Consider the following 23721-nt stretch of genomic DNA (forward strand, 5'->3'; position numbering starts at 1 on the left):
CAAGCATCATAGCAGTTGCAATTAATTTATTTTTGTTGTATTTTATTATTGGGTTTCACACGACTTGGGTTCAATCGACAATTCGCATAAATAAGCTTTTAAATTACATTACAGGCAAATGATAATACTGACCGCAGTCACTTTCATTCTTTAATAATATACAAATTTCGACATATTTTCAATAGGGGTGAATAGAAAATGCAAAATAAAAAAACAGCAAGCAATAAGAAAAGATCCGCCGAAACAAAAGGTAAAATTCTGAAAAGTGCAGAAGTGTTATTCAAGGAGCATGGTTTTGATAATACAAGCGTGGATTCCATTGTAAAAAAGGTGGGGATATCAAAAGGAGCCTTCTATGTTCATTTTAATTCGAAGGATGAAATTATCGCCCATTCCATTAACGCCGCAATCAGCAAAATAGATATTGACCTTGATTCAATCATAAATACAGCTGAAGACGATACCCCTGTGACCGCCACCCTTCTCAAGATTTTAGAACGGGTCTCATTTAATAAAGTAGAGGAACTGGGCTATCCCCTGAACAAGAATGCAGCAATTATTCAGATCAATAAAACCATAAACCATGACCTGCTTATGAATTATAACAAGGCCCTCTACAGCGCCGCTTTCAGACTGATAACGCTAGGCATTGAAAGAGGGGAGTTCAAAACGACATACTCCGCCGATGCAATTGCAGGTGATTTTGTCACGACTGTGAGGGGATTTATTTTCGAATGGATTTCCAATTATCCGGATATGAAGCTGAATCAGAGTCTACAGGAACACTTTAAAATTTACCTGGCGGGATTGATTTCTCAGGGCTGCGAGAACAGGAACTGATTTGTTTCAGGGTCATGTACACCTATTTTATTGTCATATTCATCAAAGGGGTAGCTTTATTTTACTACAGCCTCACAATTACGTCAAAAAATTGCCCCTGAAAACTTCTTTTTTTTGCATTTATAAATATTACTTTCTTAATACAATAATAATCTCACCATATTGGGTACAAATAAAAAAGGCCATGCAAATTGCACAGTTTTAATCACCCCTAAGACATTTGAATTAAGAATTTGTACAAAACTTACAGATAGTTCTGTATTTTTTACTTTTACGTGTAAGTCAATATATATTTAGAGTATCATAGCTATTGGGGCAAAGTCAATATAACTTAATTGCAAATCTTCAAATTATCATGCTTCGAGTTTCTTTGCAAAAAAAGACCTGCTTTAGTCCTTGACATCAACAGATCTTTTTTACATCTACTCTATTCACTTTCCTTGAAAGTTCAGCAGGTAATTATCAATCTCTATTTTATTCCTGTCACTTTCTTATACAGTCTCAACACTGTCATATAGGCTTGCTGGCGCTGATATCCGCCCTTGGGATCAAATCTGTTTCCTCCTACACCACTCATGATTTTCGCATTAAACACATAACCGATATAAGGCTTTGCCCAATTCTCAATGCTCTCTCCATCCGCAAAAGCAGGCACTGGAGCTTCCGAATTTTCTCCCATGACAGCAGCCGTTGCAGTCAGCATTTTTGCCGCCTGTTCCCTTGTGATGGGATTGCCCGGTTCAAAGGTAGTTGCCGACGTTCCAGCTACTATTTTCAATGCATATGCCGCCATGATATCTTTTTTCGATCTGTCTGTCAGCATGCCGATATCGGTAAATGGAGACGATGTTGGGATTTCGATTCCTTCTAAAGTCAGATACTCCTCCACTGTCATTTGCTTTGCCTGTTCAATACAGGTAACTGCAAGTGTACAGAACTCACTGCGATTGACAACCTTGCTGTACTCGCTCTGCATGGCAGGCGGTACAAGCTTGCGGTACTCAGCTTCACGGACTTCAGCCAGTGCCCAGGGCGCAGGAGAATCCACAAGGTCCGAAGCTGTTTGCCTTAATTCATTTTGGCTACTATTTTCAGCATGATAGACACCGTCTTTTCTCCCACCCGTCCATACAGTGTTATCAGTTTTTGCAATTACCTTGTGCTGATAACCCACTGTTATGCTGTTTACGTTTGACGCCCACTTTACGGGTACGGAGATATGACTTTTCCCCAAACTGTTGCTATCATTAGCTCCCCAAGCCCATAAGGTGTTATCTCTTTTCACAGCAAAAAAGTGTGAATTATAGGTTGCAGCATGCATTACATTGTCCATCACCTTTATCGGTGATAAAACCGGAGTATTGATCTCTGTGGTTCCATCATAAAATTTACCGTCATCACCATTTCCACACATCCACAACGTGCCGTCCTTGCGGATAATCATTGTATCGCCGCTGTTTCCGGCAACAGACTGAACATCCTCCATAATTTTCACAGGCTCTAAAACAGCTTCAGTGTGTCCTACTCCTAGGGAGCCATCAGCTCCGTTTTTATTTGTACACCAGCCCCAGAGTTCGTCTTTATCGTTAATAAAAAACTTGTTATAATCACTTAGAGCAACAAGTTTTACTTTAGCAGGGTGTGTTATTTGTTCAAAGCCTTTCCCTGAATTGAGGTATAGTGTGCCATCTGTCTTGCATAATAAGATGTTCTGATTGTTATAAGGATCAAGCGAAGCCATAACAACGTCGTCAAGCAGCTTTACCGGCTCAAGGCTCTTGTCCAATCCGGGCAGTCTTCCCCAATACCATAACGTACCGTCTCTTTTTATTGCAAGGGCAGCATATCTATTGGCTGCAATACTTTTAACATCGTTAAGCAATTTAACGGGCTCTGAAACATAGTCCTTTCCGCTGCCCATTAAAAGCCCCTGGTCATTTTTCCCAAACCCCCATAGCGTACCGTCTTTTGTAACATAAAACGTAGTACCCCAGCCTGCAGCTATATAGCTGCTTTCACCCATGGCATGAACCGGCTGTGTAGAAATAAAAACCGGAAGCAGTACTGACATAGCCAACAATAACACCAATATCTTCTTTTTCATGATAAAAATCCTCCACTCTTTGTGATATTTAAGTCTTAATAAAAAACCTCATCATTCAATATGGATTTGCATTTAATTTTCATGGGGCTTTATAACCAGTCTGTATTCATCTCCAATTCCATCGGAAGTTCTTCCTGCACCTTTTCGCTCAAAGGTTTCTCCACTAAAAATACTCATGAACTTTTCCTTATCAACCTTCGCGGAGTACCCCAGACCACATCCGTCATCAATGCCGGCTCTTGGATCTATATTTTTAATATCCTCATGGGTAATCAGCCTTGAAAAAAGCGGAACTGTAAATCCCGGTCCCAACTCAAAATCCGGCTCTTCACTGTAGCGGACATCGAAATTTTCCGTTATTTCAACGAATACAGCTCCAGGTTCAAAGTTGATCGTTTTGAAGGAACCCTGAATTGCCGCGCCCTTTTCTGATGCCTGCAGGATCTTTATTGTCACGGGTACCGGCTCACTTGGGTCGTCATATACCATTTTCCACTGTGGATTGCGGACATTAAGCTTATATTCATCGGGCGACAGCTCCGGACGGTAAGCTTCATCTTCATCAACATTCTCTTCATTGTCTAAGCCGTCAAGCAGCACTTTAAACCCATTTTCCCCAGCCTTGCCGTCACGGTCAATTTCAACATCCTTCCATTTTGCTTTAACCTCGTATTCATAAACATTGTTTTTATAGGTGAACTCAATGTCAAAGGTTCCTGCCTGCATCACATCTCCCAAATCGCGATGGGTTTCCTTTGCATTTTCCAGCTTGACATCCTGTATATACTCGTCATCAATTTTCAGCTCATATATGCCATAAGGTACATCGTTAAACGTAAAACTACCTGCATTATTTGTCATTTCAGGCTCAATTTTTTCAATATTCAACTTCGGGCATTTGCTTATAAGTTCAACCTTTTTATTTTTTAGGGGCTCTCTTGTAATTTTATCAATTGCCTTTCCTGTAACCTTTACTTTGTTTGCAATTTTTACGTTGAATACATAATCCTCGTCATGGCGGTAAACATGATCCTCATCAAGAACCATATTCAACCCGCAGTCTTCGTGCTTCAAGGTTACTCTATAATCTCCGGTGTAGAGGGGATCAAGCTTTGGTATATGCCCCTTTTCCACTTTTACTTCGTTTTTAATGTCATCATGACCTTTTCCCGGACCGACTCTTTGAACCTCCAAATCTCCAAATACATTCCCCCAGCCCGCCACCTCCAGAGTTCCTTCCCTTGGAGAAGAGTAATCCGTATACATAATCGTGCTTCTGTATGCAATTATTCTTTTAACTGTCCTTCCCCCATCCTGTGTAGTGTGGCTTATAACCTGGGTTTTGTTTATTGACTCAACATCAGTCTTGTACCCTTTGGAAAAAAAGTTGCTGAAGTGTATGCCTGCACTCGCCTGCCAACGATGGGGTTTTTCAATATATTTGACTCCGTACTTCATATGGTATTTAAAGTGCAAAGCTTCCACTTTGCTTTTGAATGCCTCTGTCAACCTGCTCAAGTATGGGGTTAGGATGCCTTCATTTAACACATTGGCAGCTTTAGTGTTTGGGGATGTTTCAACTGACCGACCGATTGCCTGAATGCTTGCACTCCATCCAACCAAATACTTTTCCGGTGTCACATCCAATTGATTGATTAAAGTTTCTACGATTTCCTCCAGCTCGGGAATGGCTTCCTGCTGTCCAATGCCCGGAGGAGGCGGAACATTACGTGTTGACGCACCGTTTACATCCTCAGGAACAACAGTTACGTCATCTCCTTCTTTTAGTGAAACAGCCGGATATTCTTTAATATTGACAATTTGCTTGCTACCAAAAGGAATCGCTGGGATACCCGTCTTCTTCCCATCCTTGTCATAAAAGCCAAAAGTAACAACCTCTGTGAGAATTCTGTCACAGACATACTGAATATCTTGTGTTGACAGGTTTCCATCATTGTTTAAATCAAATTCTTTTTCCTTGCTGCTGTTTAGAAACTTTTCCATTATGATTCCCAGGTCTTTTTCATTGATTGCCCCGTCGCTGTTGACATCCCCATCTAGTTTGTAACCGGAAAAATCTATTTTGCTGTCTTTGATTTTTACCTTGACCTCGTTATTGCCTTTCAGCGGAAAGTAGTTATCCCTTATTATCGGGTTGTTCTCAAAGTATTCAAAGACTTTTTCTTCAAGCTCCAGCTTAGCCCTTTCCAGGTCTTCATACTTATTCAAATCGAACACGATTTGTTTACTGCTGCTTGAAGTTTTTTCATGAAAGCTCGAACATCCAGACAAGAATACAATAGAAACAAGTATAATTGAGAGTAATATTCTTTTCAATTTAAACCCGCCCCCGTTAATTTTTATCAATAGTGATGCTTACACTGGGGTCGTTGTCTCCGAACTTAAGCTCTGCAACTTGGACAGATACTCTCCAGCCCTTCACCTCTCCATTGAACGTCTCTGAGCTCATTACTTCAGAGTCAAATTTTTCAGGATTGAGTCCCAGTTCCTCTTTGTAAAAGCTCACGGCATCCTTGTATGACTTCGGTGGCAGAACAAGTTCTGCAAAACCGCCATCACCGCTGGGGGTCATGGAACAATCTATCACCTTTGCCTTCGGATAAACCGGGACGACATCCTCTGGATAACCTTTTTTGAGTGGAACTCCCACTGCCTCTGAGTATTTTATTGACTCAGTCTCATCTTCCTCTTCAGCCGCCTCAACCACAGCACTTCCATCATCGCCTCCGTCATTGTGTTGCGCTTTTGAATAATCCCTCAAGGTAATAAAGACTTGTGTCTTGTCACCTGCATCGGTAATAGTAAGACCGTTAATATGTATATCTCCGATGTCCATTCCCTCAAAATATGATTCTTCTTCACCTACGCCTGAATCGTCAAGTTCTTTGATATTGCTCATGTAGAAATCCACAACTTTTTTGTACTTTTCACTTACTGAATAAACCACGTTGTAGCCGTCTGTACCATAAGCGTTTGCCTCCAGTATTTCAGCATTCTTATAGATAGGGATAGATTTAGGGAAGCCTTGAGGAAGACCTTTCACTGCATTGCTCTGTAAACTGTTTTTTATATCGTTCACAGTGTTTTCATCAAGTTCTTTGCCGTTGATGCTGGCAGTTGTGTTTTCCTTGTTTGCCTTGTCGGTATCCTTCTTTGAGAATGTCTCAACCTGGCCCGGCACAGGTGTTTCTACTTTTTTTCCGCAGCCTGTAACGGCTGTAAAGGCAAGTAGCGCAATACAACTCATAATAATGAATTTTTTCATCATAGAAAATTCCTCCAACATTAAATTATTTATTTTCCCACCACGGCGGTATGTTTTCGCCTGTGTACGGGTATTGAAACCATTCTTCGGAATACCCGCCTGCGGGGTATTCAAATATCCTTTCATCTGCTGCCCGTTGCGAATACCCGGAAAATTCGAAGGTCTCGCTGAATTCGTTATTAAATCCATATTCCATCTTCTTCAGTAAGCCATCTTTCATGAAAAACCGATATTCACGGTTTGTTTCCTCATCCTGGTCGAAAGGTAGGCTGTATTCATAGATCCCAAAACCATCCTGCTCGTATGATTTAAGCAATACAGAAGCTGCTGCTTTCAGCATTTCATAAATTAAGAAGTCTTCCGCAGGAGCCGTGTAGCTTTTTATGGTTTTGGTTTCCTCCATGATGTAGTGGACACGTCCATCCATTTCCAGTTCTCTCACCGTAACAGGCTTTCCATTCATATCTGTTGCCGTAAAAACCGCAGCAAATTTTTCACCCGCTTTATAGAATGCTCCTGTATCTTTCCTGCTGCTTCCTTGGTGTAAAACGGAATACTCGATTGTTATATTTTCAGCATTTCCAACCAGTAAGCTTAAAAACTGGTATGGTGTAACAGTTTCGTTTTGTGTTTTTCCCAGTTCCATCTCTATTGAGGTTTTTTGTTCAAGATTTTTTGTTTCCTCATGGTAAGTCTCGTTTAAAACCTGTCTTGAAGATGAATTTTGTTTCGACACAGAGACGTCTGCTGTTTGAGTCTTTTTATTTTCCAGTTGCATTATAGAGTTCTTCTCATTGTTCTCACATCCTACAAAACTCAGCAACCCTAAAACCAACAGAATAATCAGCCTCGAAATATTCTGCCGCACCTTTACACCCCCTATACAGAGTCCACAATACCCGCGTCAAAAGATAGGTCTTTAAGCAGTCTAACAGCCTTTAAACATTCACTTTTTTGTTGATAGCTCTCACTTGAAAAAACAACTTCACCTTCAAAGTCCAGAAGAGAAAAAACAAAATTTTCTTCATTATTCTCTATCCAGAAATACGGAGGCAGCTTACCGTTTGCATCCTCAGTTATCTCTGCTACCTGTGCCGTATCTCTCACAGCCGAAAGGCACTTTTCAAGCTGCGCACGGCTCCTGAAGCTTTTTGAAACAACAAGTCCTGCTTCTTCTACATCCCTGAAAACAAAATAGTATCTTCCCACCGGATTCAGCTTTATTTCAAATACAGCCTGTTTCATATCATCCCTCCATAAATATTGTATAAATTTCCTTTGTATATATCCAGTGCCGATTAGTACAAAAAAAAGCACTTTTTTCAAAAATACAGTCACACAAAATGACTTTAAAAATCATTTTGTGTGACTTAGCAAGGTCCAAAAAGGTATGAGTTGAAAAAAAAGGATAATTGTGCGATAATCTTTAGAGTCTTATAGTTTCATTTAAAGGAGATAGGTAATAATGATGCAGGTATCTGATAAATTGGCTTTTGAAATATTTACAATAATCATTTTTCATACAATTGCTCTGCTCATTTTATTCAGCTTCAGCTTTTACATGTTTTTAAAAGCAAAAAAAACACCTCTTCTTTACAGTTACCTGTCTGTGGTGTTGATGATCATGCTGTGGATGGTATCTAAAATACTGAAAACCGTAGCTCCTACGCAAGGGCTTCGCTGGTTTTTTATTGTGACACAATACTTTGGGATTGATTTCCTGGGGTTTTTTTTGGTGGTTTTTGCCTATATTTATACGAAGGATAAGATGCCTGCCCGGAACACTTTCATTTTATTGTCTGTATTACCCATACTGTCTTTTCTTGTTGTACCGACAAATCCTCTTCACATGGGATTTTATTCTTATTATGACTTTTACAAGGACCGCTTTGGTCCCCTGTTTTATTCGACGCAGTTTATTCACTATATATATTTATTCACAGGTATCTATCTTTTATCCAAAGGATTTACCCTACAGCCCGGATTTAGAGGTAAAAGAAAGTGGGCAAGGATTTTCGCCGTCTTGACCCTGATGCCTATTATTGCCAACGTGTATTATATTCTTTTTAAACTCAATGTTTTCCCTTGGCTTTTTCCTTTTCCGGTTTTTGATTTTACTCCTATTGCAGCCTCAATTTCACTTATTCTATTTACAATTCCGGTTCTTACCTTCAGGGTGTTTGACATTTCACCAATTTCCTATTGGAAGCTTTTCGACTGGATTCCTCACGGCATCGTATTTTTGAATTCAGATAAAAATCTATACTCAGGCAACAGTTCATTTTATTCCATGTTTCTGAATGTCACTGAGAATAGAGATATATACTCTTTTGCAAAAGCCTTACCCTTTATAGAATCTGAACAAATTCAGCAGTTTTTAGACTTTTTAGTTTCGGACAGTATACCCCAATTTGAAATGACACTAAAAAACAATCTTTGCTACAAGGTTACAAAAAAAATACTTAAGAAGAATAATTTACTCCTTTGCTTTTACGATATATCAATACTTGCCAGGAACCGGAGTGAACTGGCAAAGCAAAATGAAGAGCTGTCACAAATCAATATTAGGCTGGATGCTCTTGCCCAGGCTTCAAGAGAACTTGCAATTGCCAAAACAAAAGCTCAAATGGCTCAAAACGTTCACGATATATTGGGTCACAGTCTGACCGTAGTAATTGGAACAGCAGAGCTTGCTGCTACAGATTCCGACATGGATGTTGTCGGTCGAAAGCTTTCCAGGATCAATGAATTGCTGATAAGCAGTCTGAATGATGTAAAGAACACCTTTATCGGTAAAAATGACTGGGGTCAAACTTCTTTGATAAAGGCTATTTTACATTTGAAAAATGAGGCAATCGATGTGGACTTTGTATACCAGGGAAACCCTTATGAGCTGAACAGCTCGCAAACAGAAGCAGTTTTCCGACTGTGCCAGGAAGCCGTTACCAATGCCATCAAACATGGAAATGCCCGAACAATTCATATAATTCTTCGCTACAAACCGCATGAAATTGATATTTATACCATAGACAACGGAGCAGGCTGCAGGGAGATAAAGAAAAGTTATGGCCTATTAGGTATAGAAACGAGAATTAATTCTCTTTCCGGAAAAGTAAGTTTTGGTTCAGACGGAGAGCAGGGATTTACCATCCATGCCACACTTCCAAAAGTTACGCCTCAATGATTATCATATTATCTGGTTCTTGATTGCAAAAACAGAAATTTCGGTTCGGTCGGATAGACCTGTAGTGCTTAATATCCTTGAAACTCTGTTTTTTATAGTTCCCTCACTGTAGTTTAAAAGCCGGGCAATGTCTTTATTGGTTTTCCCTTCTGCTATTTGCTTCATAATGGCAACGTCAACAGAATCAAAAACAATATCTCCGATTTCAACCCTGTCGTTGGTATTTTGAAAGAGCATCATTTTAGAAGAAACCATAGCCGAAAAAACACTGCCGTGAAAAAGTACAATGTCATTATAAATACATTTTATTGCCATTATCAGTATGTCCGGTTTTATATCCTTTACAAGGTAGGCATCCGCCCTTAATTGATATGCCGCTGAAATGTTTTCAATATCCTCAAAGGTTGTGAGCATAACAACCTTTGTATCAGGCAGATGGGTTTTAATATCTTTTAAAGCTTCAACACCTGTTTTATCAGGCATTTGAATATCCAACAATACAATATCCGGCTTGTTCAGCTGTGACAGCTTAACTGCCTCCTCACCGCCTGCACAGGACGCAACAATCTCAATGTCTTTATCCTTTTTCAACATTTCTTCAAGCATCACACGAAATAGAAGCTGATCATCTGCTATCAGTACCTTAATCATTTTATCACCTTCCCGCTTTTTTGTATCTGACTTATTGATTTTCTGACATCCTTGTATATTTCTCTGAGCAAATCTGCAACTTGCAATATGTCATTTTGGTAAGAATGTCTTTTGTTATTAAGATTCTGTTGAATGTTCCTTATGCGAATAACTGCATTTTCAATTTTGTGAATCAAATCCTTCTGTATTTGCTCAAGCAGTGACAGCCTCTCTTTCTCAGCTTCCAATATACTTGCAATTTTCACATAATCCGCAAGTTTACGGTTAGCTTCTTTGAGGTACCTGTTTTGCTTCTGCAATTCCAATTCAGACTTCTTAATATCAGATATATTTGTCATCACAATAATGGAACCAAAACCTGCTCCCCGTTTTACAATGGGAATATAGGTAATAAGGTAATGTTCCTCAGTTTTATTTATATGGACTTCCGACTGTGCCTTTTCTTTTTTCAAAATACCCTTCCCTAATGAATCTCGCTGTTTTTCCGAAATATTCTCTTCCAGCTGCTTTAGTATATCTTCAATGGTTTTACCCTGTCCAAACATGGCTTCACATTTTTGAAGGTGATTCATTTCTATAATGCAGCCATTGTAATCTGCTATAAAAGCCAGGTCATCTATTGTAGTAAAAACAGATTTAAGATCGGGTGCAAACTGAAAATGGAGGGATGCTTTTTCTCGAATAAGTAAATAACTCAAAATCAAAATTGCAAAAAATACTACACTTGTCATAAGGCATATATATCCTAACATCCTGAAGCTGTATTCAAAAGATAAATCAATTACTACCGTATCCATAAGAAGGCAAAAAGTGCCCAATATAGCTACAAAAGATGAAATGTGAAAAAAAGCAGAATATGCATTTCTTTTCCTGCGCACTAAAAAATGTATGTTTGCAGCACATGACAGCAGAAGTAGTGCTAATAGTGCCGCTGTTTTCAATATAATATATTGTTCCATAACCCGCATTGATTCACCACTCTCTTTAATCAATTCAAGTTTCTTGTGTACTATAGTATCAGATAACACGCTGAAAATCCAGTACATTACTATCCATGTTTTACGACATAACCATTGTCATCCCAATTAATACAACATACAGTTTCATTAGGTACCTATTAGCAAAGAGCATCGAAATAGAATTAATTTTTCATGGATTTGATAGTTACTAGAGGTAGACCTTTAATATTGCATTTCACAACTGCCTATAGCACTGTTTTCATATTCATTATCATATTCATCTATTTCATCTTCAAGTTCATCAATAGCAACCAAATAATCATTCCCAAAATCTATAATCTTCCTTGACAGTCAAATGTGAAAGTATTATTTTAAAGTTAAAATATTCTTTAATATTATACCATTTAAATGTATTATTTTCAGGCTTTGCGAGGACAATCCCTCTAGCTGTTAAGGTTAAATCAGAACAGGCTAAGGCAGGATATAAGAATAGAATTTTATCTATTTCAGTCCCCAAATTGAATCAACACAAATGAGAGGTAAAAGGATTGATATACAATATTAGTAATATACAAACTGTGTAGCATGCAAAAACATTTTTATTTCGCGCAATCATGACCGCCCGGTAAAACAAAAACCCCCAAAAGTCTTGAAATCAAGTCTTTTGAGGATTGTTATTTGGAGGCGCCACCCAGATTTGAACTGGGGAATAAAGGTTTTGCAGACTTGAACTACAAAATCCTGTGAGGCGCTATTCTCAACAGCTTTAGGCCATAGCCTTTTGCTTGGTATTACATCAGTATTACATCAGTATTACAATAGAAATCACGGCTTTTGTGATAAGTTTATGCTGTTTTTAGAACATAGTCAAGATGTTTGATAATATTGAGCCCTTTGATATGTGCGTACACATATAATCAGCACGCAGTGACATCTAAATTTCTCCCAAAACTCAGTACAATACAAAGCTTTTTAACATTAGTCAATTGTGCAGACCCTCGGAATTTGTGTTCATCCATATTCCTGTATGTAATGTAATACTTCTTCTACTTTAGTTTCCTCTAAGAGCTTCAGTGATGACAGCTTAAGCAGCAACTCAACTTTTACAAATTCTTTTGGTTTAATATTTAACTCAGCTTTTACATTCGTTGCTTTATGAAAATAAATAAGCAGATATCCATCCCCGATAAACATTAAATCGAATTTTGCTTTTGCATCCAATATACTTCTCCCCTATTGTAAAAATTAAACTCAGCTCGATATTTTGTTCTAACTGAGTTTAAGCAACCTTTGCACCCTGCTCCATCTTCATGCATGTCACTGCATTGGTCTTGATATTCCACTACCAATGTCCAAGGTTGCCGTCCAAGCATACCCCAGCCTAGTTTTATGTTTCTTTTCTACCAGCAATTCACGATTCAGTATCCTCAAGATCTTCAATTCATTCCAGAAGTTGTTCTCTAGACTACGCCCGCTTCTTCATCCGTTATTATCGTCCATCAACCGAGCAAATGTTTCAGCAAGTGCAGGGTCAAATTGCTTACCCGCACCCTCTCTAATTGTTTCAATTGCCTTCTTTTTACTTTCTGATAATGAAAGTTCACCTCTGTTCAACACACGTTCATAGGTTTCTGCTATTGATATTATTCTTGCTATCAGGGGGATCTGTTCACCTTTAAGCCCACGCGGATATCCGCTACCATCCCAGCATTCATGGTGGCTGTAAACGTATTCCGCTAAATCCAATGTATCATCGAAAAGATTCAATATGCGATATCCAACGATTGAATGCTGCTGCATTCCCTCAAATCCTTCTTCTGTCAAATCTTCTTTGGACAAAAGACTTTCATCAAGCGTAATTTTACCAATTTCATGCAGGTAACCGGCCCGTTTTAATTTATTGATTTCCAGTTCGGAAAGCTGCATTATAGAACCAACTTCACTGCAAAACTCACTTACAGCTATTGAATGCTGCTTTTCTCTGGCACTCCTTGAATGCAGTGTCTCAATAATAGTATCAATAATATCCATATTTACCGATTTGCGGTTCATGGTCTTGTCCTTATACATCGCATTTTCAGCGTTGGCCATTATCTCGCCTAATGACTGACCCGGACTTCTTTTCGTATCAAGGCCAATGGAAATACTGCACTTTATTGCCGCCACACGGGCATCTAAAAATTCGGACTTAATTCGTGAAACGACCTTTTCAGCATTTTCACCATTTGTATTTGGTAAAAGAATAATAAATTCATCACCACCTACACGAGAGACAATGTCATTTTCTCTGCAGGAGCTCACAAGTATTTCGGCAGATTTTTTTATCAGCTCGTCTCCATAAGCATGTCCGAATATATCATTGGTCATCTTTAACCCGTTAATATCGGCAAAAATGACAGACAACGGCAGGTTATCCGGAGTATCAATTTTATTGCGGCTATCTTCGAAGCATCTTCTGTTATGAAGTCCGGTCAGAGTATCACGACAGCTCAGAAATTGTATTTCTGCTTCTTTTTGTTTGCGCTCGGTGATATCCATAAAGGTTACAACTCCGCCAACAACCTCACCATTTTTTATTTGAGGATACGCGTGGTACTCCACATCAAAGGAAGTGCCGTCAGCTCTCCAGAACACTTCATCATCAGCCTTAAACCCCTTGCCTTGTTTAATTGACTGAAAGATTCTGCACTCATCAATAGGAAACGGTGTTCCATCACGTTGGGTATGGTGAATCTGATGATGCATATTTTCCCCGAGCAATTCATCCTGGCTGTTATATCCCAACAACTTAACGCAGCTCAAATTACAGAAGGTGCATTCTCCCTTTTGATCCATCCCATAAATCGCCTCTGCGGTAGAATCCAATATAAGCTGCAGCTGATTTTTATTTTCTTCCAAATCTGCGTTTGCCCAGCACAATTCCTCGTTCCGTTCTTTTACAGCAGCTTCAAGATTATTTATCAGAAATTGCATTTTATCAGCTACATTATTAAAGCTTTCTGAAATTCTTCCGATTTCATCATTTCTAGCTACATCAACTCTCTTTGTCAAATCCCCGGAGGATAAGGCCTCAGAAACTTGGAGGAGACTATTCATCGGCTTCAAAAGTCTTCCGGTTATAATCATATATATAACAAGTGACAACAACAAGGCCAGTGCAGTCAGCAGCACAGTCATGTGAATACTTTGAACAACAGGTGTGATAAGAAGACCTTCCGGAATTGCTGAAATAACGACCCAATCCAGACCTTCCATATGAATTTCTTTTACGTTCATGTATAGGCTTTGGCCTTTACCTTCATACAAGAAATGCTGTTCTGGGTTTGCATTATATTTTTTATATGCCTGCTTCAAATCAGAATCTTCAACCTTATCAATTCCATGCCTTTCTAAGGTGCCATCCTGAAGAACAGCAAAATTATCTATTCCCATTGAATTAGCAATCAAGGCATTCGAGCCTTTCTCAAGGATAACGGCATATCCATTGTATTTGCTTACCGCATCCTTCAGGTAAGCGCCAATATCAGTAAGCAGCATGTGAGTTCCAATAACTCCCTGAAGCTCGCCTGCTTTATTGTAAACAGGGAATGCAAACGATATGGTTAAGTCGTCCATCACAAAATGCTTATAGACAGGGGAGAAGGTGGGGCTACCTACCTCAACAGCTGCCTTATACCATGCCCGCGTGCGTGGATCAAATTTACCTGTCTGAACAACAAGGTCACCGGCTGTCATATCATCATTTACTGAGTAATACCATGAGTTACCTCCTGTACCGGCATTATTTCTCATGATTTCAATAACGCCTTTTTCATTTCTGCGCGCACCGTAATATTCACCTTCAGCAGTACCATAGCTAAAACTATACATCTCATCTTCATACAAGCTCAGCGCACCAACAAAAAACTTATCCCTAAGTCTTTCATCAGTTATATCAAGAATGTCGTTTGCTATGATTTTATGATTGGCTTCATTGATTTGAATGGGCACATGCATAAAAGAATATATATTATTATATATACTCTCATTGAGATCTTCAGCAATGCTCTCAGATGTCTGCCTTGCAGAAGAAAACCAGTTTGTAAAGATCAAATATCCTATACTGCCGATGGACACAAGCATAGCTAATATGAATATAATAATAATTATTCTTTTGATCGAGATATTTCTTCTGTTATCTTTCACAAACTCACCATCCTTTTTAGCAATACTGTGCATTAATAAAGCAAGAAACATTGAATCCACTCACTTCATTTTCTTCGTAAGCATAAATACATAGCTTATTGTCTTATCGTCCAGATTTATCTTTGTACCTAAAAACTCATGCCCCTGTTCAATTTTCTCTTTGGCTTTGTCTCTTACATTATAATGATCCATACTGTTAACAAAATTTGCTGTAACCTTTAATATGCTGCTCATATCATCCTCGCAACCAGACATTTTCTTATTTCTTTGATAATTTACCACCAACTTAATTGCTATTGTTTATCCGGTTAACCGTTTTGTAATAAGAATCTGTAACATCATTCCCTGGATATTACTGTTTGAACGTTGTTGTCGCGCTATTGTGAAACTGGAAACGTTATTCTTTGAGCTTAACAAAACTTTTTCTAATCTTCTCAATTTCATAAATAAGCTTATTAAACAGTTCTTTTATAGATACACTATCCTCTGCACCCTTTTCCATTTCATCAGCTATTTCAATCGCTGATTTTAACCCTAGATAAGTTAATCCTCCTTTTAATACATGACAAATGTTTCTTATCTCTGAGAAATTCATATCTTTAATGGCCTTTTCAAGGCTTTTCTTTCGGCCAGGATACTCACTAAAGAATGCAAAGAAAATCTCCTTATTAAAAGAGGATTTCGCAGCAGCGGCTGCTTCCACACAACTCTCCTCGCTATTGGCTTTCAAAACAACTAATCTGTTCATTGTTTCATTTATTAACTGCCTATTTAACGGCTTCCTGATATAGTGATCCATTCCTGCTTCTATACATCTCGCCTTATACTGTTCGGCAGGATGTGCCGACAGTCCAGCAATATAGGTATGTTTGCGTCTTTCTCGATCCCACTCTCTAATATGCTTGCATACAGTCATTCCGTTCATCCCCGACATTTCTATATCCAGAAGCACCAGATCCATCTCTGCGCTATTAATTATTTTTAATGCTTCCTTTCCGCAACCGGCTTTTTTTATTATACACCCCGAGCCTCTGAACAATTCTTCAACGGCGGTAATGCTTACAATATCATCTTCCACTATAAGAATTTTCAATGGTTCTTTAGGTACATCCAGACATTGCTTAATCTCATGATCACTTTTATCTTCTAAATCATTTGTTCTATTTACAATGGGAAGGTAGGCAAAGAATCTAGACCCCTCTCCAGCCTTACTCTGTACTTCAATTCTTCCATTATGTCCCTCCACAATCTTCCTGGCAATCGCAAGTCCCAATCCTGTATTTTTTTCTCCGTATGTACTCTTTACACTAGTAGTACTAAAGGGTTGAAACAGCATTCCTATCTCATTTTCAGGGATACCCTCTCCCTGATCTATCACAGCAATAACAATATTTTCTCTTTCGCTATATACTTGAACTTCTACACTACCACCTGGTTTCGAAAACTTTATAGCATTACTGATCAGATTATTTAGTACTTGTTCAATCTTGTAGATGTCAACTGCAGTGTCTGGAAGACCTTCTTGTACATATAAAGAAAGATCAATTTTTTTATTTTGGGCTAAGGGGTTATTAATTGTAACATTTCTTTGAACTAATTTTCCCAAATTAACATTTTCAAGTTTCAAATCTAGTTTGCCTGCTTCTATTTTCGATATATCAAGCAGTTCATCTACCATTTTGAGCATAGATTCAGTCGATGTTCTGATATAACCCAAAAACTCAAGTTGTTTTTCCAAACTAAATTCACCAATATCACTGATTAAGGATTGGCTATATGTCAAAATGGCGGCCAAAGGATTACGCAGATCGTGGACAACCATTCCCAGATATTGATTCTTTAAGTCATTTGCTTTTTCAAGTTCATCATTTTTTTTGTACAGCTCCCTCTGTGCATTAATTAACTGATTATTTAATGCACTCATTTTATCCATGTAAAAGTAATGATCCATAGAATTGTCTTTAGTTATTGCTTTAACTTGATTAGTTATCATATCCAATTACCTTTATTTAAAACTAATTTATTACATAAAACCACAGCTTCCTTGGCATCTACTGAATACCCGTCAGCTCCAATATTTTTCCAAAGACCCAGACAAATATTAAAGGGACAACCCCCAACGATAATCTGAGGCCTTTTATCACTAAATTGTTTTTTTACCTCTTCTATTAAGTGTTCTACTTTACTGATGTTTATTGCCAATGTGGCAGATATACCAATAATATCTGGACTAATATCTTTTATTGCTTTTAGTATATCGTGTTCCGGCATCCCGGCACCCAAATAGTGTGTATCCCAACCATTCAGTTCCAGAAAGTCACATACCATTCGTATCCCCAGTTCATGCAGTTCGCTTGTTATGCATAGTCCTAAGAACCTAAGGCGATTCCGTTCCTTTCTGTTTTTCAAAATTAACGGGTAAAGCTGTGACATGATGACCTGCGTAAGTGAAGTACAATAGTGTTCCTGAGCCACACTGATTTTATTTATCTGCCATAAACGGCCAATTTCATATTGTGTTTTCTGAAATACATATAAATATAGATCATTTATACTAACACCACTTTGAACTGCATGATTGATTAAATCCATAGCATTATATTTTTCTGCATTCAAAATAAATTCGAGGTATTTATCCGCCAAATCTGCTAAAGGTAAATCTTTTGCCATAAAAGTAGGTAGATCTACCGAATCACTCTTTAAATGGTTTAACCCAGCATTCAAATATTTTAAAATAATCTCATGTTCACTCACTGGAAACATTTTACTCACAATAGTAATTGTACATTCCAAATTTACAATCATATGCTGTGTGCCTATTTTCAAACTCTCCATCAGTACTTTTACCCATGTCAGGTAGCTCTCAAAGAGGTTGGTCTGCTTTTGAGCTATTGCCTCTGCAAGGTAACTAAGGTGATAAATTGTATCGACTTTGCATTTTTCATATCCCTCTTGACCAAATTGTTGTTTTAACTCAGGTTGAATTTCGTACTGCAGCTTTAAGACTTGTTCAGCAATACTCTCTTTTTCATTGTCTAGTCTATTTGATATTTGTTTATTCATAGTCTACCATCTGCTCCATTTCATTCATCGATTGGCTTTGCTCTCTCTATAACACCATCATAACTCTTATATCTTTCTCTCTTGACAGGTCAATATATCTTGATTTAACCTCAACAATTGGACAAGCAATATCCTGGGGAGGTATATAAACAATTTCACCGGTTTCACCATTATTAAGCAGTACCTTTGTCCCAGTATAATTAACTGCAAGATTTTTTAAAAATGCTGTTAATACAGTTGTGTCAAAGTAGCTTATTCCTGTAGTCAAAAACATTTGGAATGCCTCAAAGGGAGAAACTTTCTTTTTATATACCCTGTTTTGAGTCATGGCATCATACACATCAGCAACTGCAACAATCTTTGCATAGATCTCTATGGAATCACCCATTAACCCTTTAGGATAGCCGGAGCCATCAATCCTTTCATGGTGTTGGATTATCGCATTCTTTATATTTTCATTAATATTAACTATACCCTTAATCATCTCATATCCATAGTCAGAATGCTTCTTCATCACTTCAAATTCCTCTGAAGTAAATTTACTGATTTTATTAAGGATTTCACAAGGTACTTTTACCTTTCCAATATCATGTAACAATCCTGCCTGAATTACTTCCTGTATCTTAGTTTCGGAAAGATTGAGCCATTTAGCAATAAGCATCGAATAAAAAGCCACGTTTACACAGTGAGTATATGTATATTCATCTACATCTCTGACTTCGGCAAGACATTTAATAATATGACCGCTTTGTATGATATTTTGGTGAATTGTTTTAGAAATTGTTTCAAGCTTATGGTAATTCACAGTGCCATTGATGGATATTTCCTGCAAAATCTGCCTTGCTGCCAGAACAGATTCTTTATAGCTTTCCTTAAACTGATTAAATCTTTCCTCACACTTTTGGTTATCTGTTAACACATCCGGCTTGTACAGCCACACACTGGAAATGCCAATCTCCGAAAGTCTATCTTTAATATACGAGTTGACCACTGTATGCCGAGCTACAAGGGTAACCCCATTATCGTTAATTATATCTTCTGCCAAAACATCCCCAATATTGCATAAACTTACCGGTGCACATATTTTACACATACTATCACCCGAACATCAACTATTTATCCATATAGGATATATCTATCTCTAATGCCTTACCATCTTCAAATACAAGCGGCACGCATACAATAACACTTTTATGTGGAGTTAATTGAATGTTATCACCAGTCATAATGGTTGGGGGAGTAATATCAATGCTAATCCCCTTTTGTGAAAACAGGGTAGCAGTACTGCCCAGTATCATATTACACAGTTCGCCAAGTGCACTTTTTGCCATCTCATCCAGTTCTGTCACTACAACTCCCATCATCATAGCAGATGCAATTTTACATGCTACTTCTGTACTAAATGTGATGACAGCACATCCGGATATTTTTCCGGTCAGCCCAATCAAGACCAATACATTTCCTCCGTTATAAGGTATATCTTTTACATATACTTTTCCCAACTTTGGAGTAAGACCGGTTGTTTCGCTTATTATTTTTGTGCTTGCTACGATAAATGGATTAATGTATTCAACATTCATACTTATGCCCCTTTACTTTACGATAATGGTAACTGTTATTATCACAGAAGACCCAGCTTTTGGATAGCTTCTTCCAGCTTATCCAGATCAATCGGCTTATTTACATAAACTTCCATTCCAGTTTCAAAAGCACTCATAACATAGTTGGTCTCTCCTAAAGCAGTCGCAACTATAATCTTTGCTCTCTTTGACTTATCGATCTCCCTAACTTCCTCTAACTCACGAATCGTCTTCAGTGCCTTAATTCCATCAACTTTTGGCATCATAACATCAAGACATATTAAATCATAGGGTTTTCTCGAATCCAGACCCAGGATAAATGCCTCAATCGCTTCAATACCATCTACTGTTACATCACATTCACCATAGGAAGACATAAACTTGGATATGAACTTCCGGCTGGCCAGATCATCTTCCGCTATCAGTATTCTCATTCTGAGTTCCTCCTTGTTTATCAATTCTTACACCAGTCCCATAGTTTGTATAATACTCTTTAATTTTTCAGTATCTATCGGTTTGGACAAATATGTCTCGTACAGGTTATCTACGGAATGATGATTAATAAGTGACTTGTCAAGCGCAGTTGTGATTATAACTCTGACCCTCTTTTCAGGGTCGGTTTTTCTTTCAGTTTCTATATCTCTGATAGCCTTCAATACTTTCAGGCCATCAAACTTTGGCATCATGACATCAAGACATAATAAATCATACGGCTTGTTACTTTTCAGTGCTGCAAGGAAAGCATCAAGAGCTTCAAAACCATCTATAGCCGTATCACATTCAGCATAGTTCACTAAAAATTTCTGTAAAAACAACCTGCTTGCATAATCATCTTCAGCGATTAATATCCTCATCCCACCACCCCTTTACCAAAAATTATTACATGAAGCTTAGCACTGTCGAAAGATTTAAGATTAGTACAATTCGCTTTCCTTCGTTCAGCTTGGCAATGGCATCAATGTACCTGTCATTTTCATTTCCTTTAAGCATTTCTGATGCTTCTTCAATATGAATCTTTGGAATTCTTAGAACCTCGGAAGCTGAATCAATCAATATTCCGATCTTCTTGTTATCATACTCTACTACCAAAAACTTCGAGGAGTCAGACATTACCAAACTACCTTTAAACATTGTCTTTAAGTTTAGAACAGGAATTACATCTCCGCGAAGATTCACCATTCCATCTATAAAAACCGGGGCTCCGGGAAAATGAACAATTTCGCTAACCCTATTGATCTCCTTTACATGATGGATGCTTATTCCGAACTCTTCCTTGCCCAATTTGAAAATGACAGTATGTTCGAGTTTGGTTTCCGATCCACCTTTGTCTTTAGGCATATCAGCAAAACTATTTTTGTTGTCCAAAATCAAAACTTTGTTCACATCTTCAAATGAAACAAGCTTTAACGGGTCCAATACCATGGCAAGCCTTTTTCCTTTGTTCAGTTCCAGAAATCCCTTAATATACTCCATTCCAGAGGCTTTTGTATCCAGTCTGGTACTTTTGTATTCATCACTCCGAACTCTCGTCACTTGCGATACCCTGTCTACGATAACTCCAAAAGCTGCATTCCCATCATCTATAATAATGATTCGGCTTTGTTCGTCTATACTTTTATAGTTTTTCCCCAAAAGCATTCCCAGATTAATAACAGCAAGCAGCTGATTCCTGATTGAAAGCATTCCCTCTATATAATGGGCCGCATTCGGAACCTTGGTTATATCAGCAAGCCGGATTATTTCCTTTACAGTATGAATGCCAAACGCATATTCTTCAGTCCCAATATGAAACAGGATCACTTGTTCCTCTTCCAAATGCTTGTCATCCAAGTCATGATTGGTGCTCTCATGTACAATCTGCTGTTTGAAGCCTTCTTCATAATTTCCTGCATTAACAATTTTCACAGCATCCAGCACCATGATTACTCTCTTACCATCATTCAACAGAAGAATACCTTTTACAACTCCACCATCCCTACCTCTGATACTTTCAGGAGGGTCCTTAAGCATAGATTCTTCAATACTGATTACTTCCGACACTTTGTCAGCAATTAATCCAACCTTATTCCCCTCAATGTCGGTTACTACAACCCTGCTCCCCTCGTCATTCTCCACATCTGCTATTCCAAAAAGTCTCCGACTGTCGATTACAGGGAGCAGTTCACCTCTTAGGCTGCATAAGCCCGCAATATAAAATGGGCTGTTCGGTACATTTTTCATAGGGGGTATCCGGATAATTTCTTTAATATTGGATATTTCGAAAGCATACTCTTCTTCACCGATTCGAAATATCACCATTTGCATTTTGCTTATTTCCTCTAAAGAATCCCTGTTTTCATCTTGCTGCGGTTCATGAATAATTTCTTTTACAAACTTCTTTTCAATTTTATCGCCGTTTTCTTCTTCAACAGAATTTTCTACCGGTGCCATAAACTTGTCGCAATTGCTTTGAACAACTTCCTCCTTATCATCCGGACGCATCTCTGGCTCAAATCTTTCACTGCTTTGCAGTGAAATCTCCAGATTCTCCTGCTTTTTTGCTCTCTGCTTCTTTGCTGTCATTTCCCTTTTCATCTTTTCAAAATTATCGTTCTCTTTTTTACTACTCCTTCCGGCCATCGATGCTCACCAGCCTTTCTATCACATGATCAAACTGTTTAGCTGCGTCGCTATCTGTTTCATATACAGTCTTTCCGAACTTACCTGTTTCTGTAATTTTAATACGCCGATGAATGGGTGCTGTCAAAACATCCGTATCCGCAAAAAACTCTTTAATAAAATCAAGATTTTCTCTGCCATCACTGGTTCTCTGATCATACATATTGGGTACTACCAGAGAAATCATCCCTGAATCCAGGCCCAGATCCGAAAGGTACTCATAAATGTTTCCTATAGCTCTTACCGCAGCAGACTCCACCTGAACCGGCACTATGATACCGTCAACATAGTATAAAGCAGCATCATTAACCCTGCTTCTTTGAGGCCCGCAGTCAATAATGATATAATCATAATCTTCTTCCTCCAACGCTTTAAGCCTCATATTTAAGAATAATTTCATATCCGGTTCTTTATAAAGCTCAGCATTAATCCTCTCCATACTTTTGGAAGGCAGCAGGTCCAGGTTCTCTCTAGCATGTAAGATACACTCGGCAAAATCCGGTTTTTCCCCTCCAGCAATCATATCATAAAGGCTCTTGTTATAATCTTCTGAGGTAAATCCAAGAAAGAGGCTTGCATCATTCTGCCCATCCATGTCTATCAATAGCACCCTTTTCCCCTTAATAGCAAGTCCGTGAGCAACATGCACAGCAATAGTACTTTTGCCGACTCCGCCCTTGTTATTAAGCACAGCATATTTTTTAAGTCTGCGTTCCATACCCTTTAACCTCCTCATTTACACAAAAGTTATCCCTCAAGGCCGAGATTGAGCTCGATGCTGCCTAGCGAGGTGCTTATATCAACAACAATTGTTTCGACCTGGCTGATTATAGCTTTCATGTTGTCTCCGTGAATAATCGTCGGAGGAGTAATATCTATTGGAAGATCCTGAATGGATAACGCTACTGCAGCCTGCCCGCAAATCATATTTGTCATCTCTCCGAGGGCACTTACTGATATCTCGTCTATTTCGGGGACTTCCATACCCATCATCATGTTAGAGGCGATTTTCTTTGCAGTCTCATATGGCATACTTAGAGCAATATTTCCTTTAATTTTACCTGACAGGCCTATGATAGTGGTCAGATTGTATCTGCAGGTAAAGGAATCCTTTTTATAGATATTTTCTGTGGTGATCTCTCCAAATCCAAAATTACTGAAAATTCCGGCTATGGAATCAGTAAACGGCTTCACATATCTTTCGTCCATAT

General features: G+C 38.4%; 21 protein-coding genes. 2 read left to right on the top strand and 19 right to left on the bottom strand.

Annotation, left to right across the window (positions count from 1 at the left end; all coding sequences use genetic code 11):
* Positions 1–198 precede the first annotated feature (198 nt).
* Positions 199–840, top strand: coding sequence for a TetR/AcrR family transcriptional regulator (locus QKW49_RS11810; protein WP_282867732.1), 642 nt, complete (start codon positions 199–201; stop codon positions 838–840).
* A 469-nt stretch (positions 841–1309) separates the two neighbouring features.
* Here QKW49_RS11810 and QKW49_RS11815 read toward each other — a convergent pair whose 3' ends face one another.
* From QKW49_RS11815 to QKW49_RS11835, 5 genes are all read right to left on the bottom strand, one after another.
* The gene (locus QKW49_RS11815; protein ID WP_282867733.1) at positions 1310–2944 is read right to left on the bottom strand and encodes an S-layer homology domain-containing protein; all 1635 of its coding nucleotides are present in this window, start codon (positions 2942–2944) and stop codon (positions 1310–1312) included.
* Positions 2945–3016: 72 nt separating this feature from the next.
* The gene (locus QKW49_RS11820) at positions 3017–5281 is read right to left on the bottom strand and encodes a dockerin type I domain-containing protein (protein WP_282867734.1); all 2265 of its coding nucleotides are present in this window, start codon (positions 5279–5281) and stop codon (positions 3017–3019) included.
* Between the two features lie 16 nt (positions 5282–5297).
* Complete coding sequence (locus QKW49_RS11825; protein ID WP_282867735.1) at positions 5298–6233, bottom strand: hypothetical protein; 936 nt, start codon at positions 6231–6233, stop codon at positions 5298–5300.
* A gap of 22 nt (positions 6234–6255) precedes the next feature.
* On the bottom strand, positions 6256–7098 hold the full coding sequence (locus QKW49_RS11830) for a hypothetical protein (protein WP_282867736.1): 843 nt from the start codon (positions 7096–7098) through the stop codon (positions 6256–6258).
* Positions 7099–7109: 11 nt separating this feature from the next.
* Complete coding sequence (locus QKW49_RS11835; RefSeq protein ID WP_282867737.1) at positions 7110–7475, bottom strand: YegP family protein; 366 nt, start codon at positions 7473–7475, stop codon at positions 7110–7112.
* A gap of 220 nt (positions 7476–7695) precedes the next feature.
* Here QKW49_RS11835 and QKW49_RS11840 point away from each other — a divergent pair, with 220 nt between their 5' ends.
* Positions 7696–9414, top strand: a complete 1719-nt coding sequence (locus QKW49_RS11840; protein ID WP_282867738.1) for a histidine kinase N-terminal 7TM domain-containing protein — start codon at positions 7696–7698, stop codon at positions 9412–9414.
* Between the two features lie 3 nt (positions 9415–9417).
* On the opposite strand, the gene QKW49_RS11845 is transcribed toward QKW49_RS11840, so the two are convergent.
* The 14 genes from QKW49_RS11845 to QKW49_RS11910 form a co-directional block, all read right to left on the bottom strand.
* The gene (locus QKW49_RS11845) at positions 9418–10065 is read right to left on the bottom strand and encodes a response regulator transcription factor (RefSeq protein WP_282867739.1); all 648 of its coding nucleotides are present in this window, start codon (positions 10063–10065) and stop codon (positions 9418–9420) included.
* Positions 10062–11093, bottom strand: a complete 1032-nt coding sequence (locus QKW49_RS11850) for a hypothetical protein (RefSeq protein WP_282867740.1) — start codon at positions 11091–11093, stop codon at positions 10062–10064. Before QKW49_RS11850 ends, QKW49_RS11845 begins: the two co-directional genes overlap by 4 nt.
* A gap of 942 nt (positions 11094–12035) precedes the next feature.
* The gene (locus tag QKW49_RS11855) at positions 12036–12245 is read right to left on the bottom strand and encodes a hypothetical protein (RefSeq protein WP_282867741.1); all 210 of its coding nucleotides are present in this window, start codon (positions 12243–12245) and stop codon (positions 12036–12038) included.
* A gap of 258 nt (positions 12246–12503) precedes the next feature.
* Entirely contained in the window at positions 12504–15260 is a 2757-nt protein-coding gene (locus QKW49_RS11860) for a diguanylate cyclase (RefSeq protein WP_282867743.1), read from the bottom strand.
* Between the two features lie 9 nt (positions 15261–15269).
* The gene (locus QKW49_RS11865) at positions 15270–15443 is read right to left on the bottom strand and encodes a hypothetical protein (protein ID WP_282867744.1); all 174 of its coding nucleotides are present in this window, start codon (positions 15441–15443) and stop codon (positions 15270–15272) included.
* Between the two features lie 163 nt (positions 15444–15606).
* Positions 15607–17202: an ATP-binding protein gene (locus QKW49_RS11870; RefSeq protein ID WP_282867745.1), complete on the bottom strand. Its 1596-nt coding sequence runs from the start codon at positions 17200–17202 to the stop codon at positions 15607–15609.
* Entirely contained in the window at positions 17199–18272 is a 1074-nt protein-coding gene (locus tag QKW49_RS11875) for a cobalamin-dependent protein (RefSeq protein ID WP_282867746.1), read from the bottom strand. The genes QKW49_RS11870 and QKW49_RS11875 overlap by 4 nt, the downstream gene beginning before the upstream one ends.
* Before the next feature lie 46 nt (positions 18273–18318).
* Complete coding sequence (locus tag QKW49_RS11880; RefSeq protein ID WP_282867747.1) at positions 18319–19365, bottom strand: HD-GYP domain-containing protein; 1047 nt, start codon at positions 19363–19365, stop codon at positions 18319–18321.
* Positions 19366–19384: 19 nt separating this feature from the next.
* On the bottom strand, positions 19385–19852 hold the full coding sequence (locus QKW49_RS11885) for a chemotaxis protein CheX (protein WP_282867749.1): 468 nt from the start codon (positions 19850–19852) through the stop codon (positions 19385–19387).
* A gap of 41 nt (positions 19853–19893) precedes the next feature.
* Positions 19894–20286, bottom strand: coding sequence for a response regulator (locus QKW49_RS11890; protein ID WP_282867751.1), 393 nt, complete (start codon positions 20284–20286; stop codon positions 19894–19896).
* A 27-nt stretch (positions 20287–20313) separates the two neighbouring features.
* Positions 20314–20706, bottom strand: coding sequence for a response regulator (locus QKW49_RS11895; protein WP_282867752.1), 393 nt, complete (start codon positions 20704–20706; stop codon positions 20314–20316).
* Positions 20707–20731: 25 nt separating this feature from the next.
* On the bottom strand, positions 20732–22471 hold the full coding sequence (locus QKW49_RS11900) for a chemotaxis protein CheW (RefSeq protein WP_282867754.1): 1740 nt from the start codon (positions 22469–22471) through the stop codon (positions 20732–20734).
* Entirely contained in the window at positions 22455–23228 is a 774-nt protein-coding gene (locus QKW49_RS11905; protein WP_282867756.1) for a ParA family protein, read from the bottom strand. The genes QKW49_RS11900 and QKW49_RS11905 overlap by 17 nt, the downstream gene beginning before the upstream one ends.
* 29 nt (positions 23229–23257) lie before the next feature.
* Complete coding sequence (locus tag QKW49_RS11910; protein ID WP_282867757.1) at positions 23258–23719, bottom strand: chemotaxis protein CheX; 462 nt, start codon at positions 23717–23719, stop codon at positions 23258–23260.
* Between the last annotated feature and the right edge of the window lie 2 nt (positions 23720–23721).

Origin of the sequence: Petroclostridium sp. X23 (genome assembly GCF_030013905.1) — a bacterium.
In the GTDB taxonomy this organism is placed as follows: Bacteria; Bacillota; Clostridia; order SK-Y3; family SK-Y3; genus X23.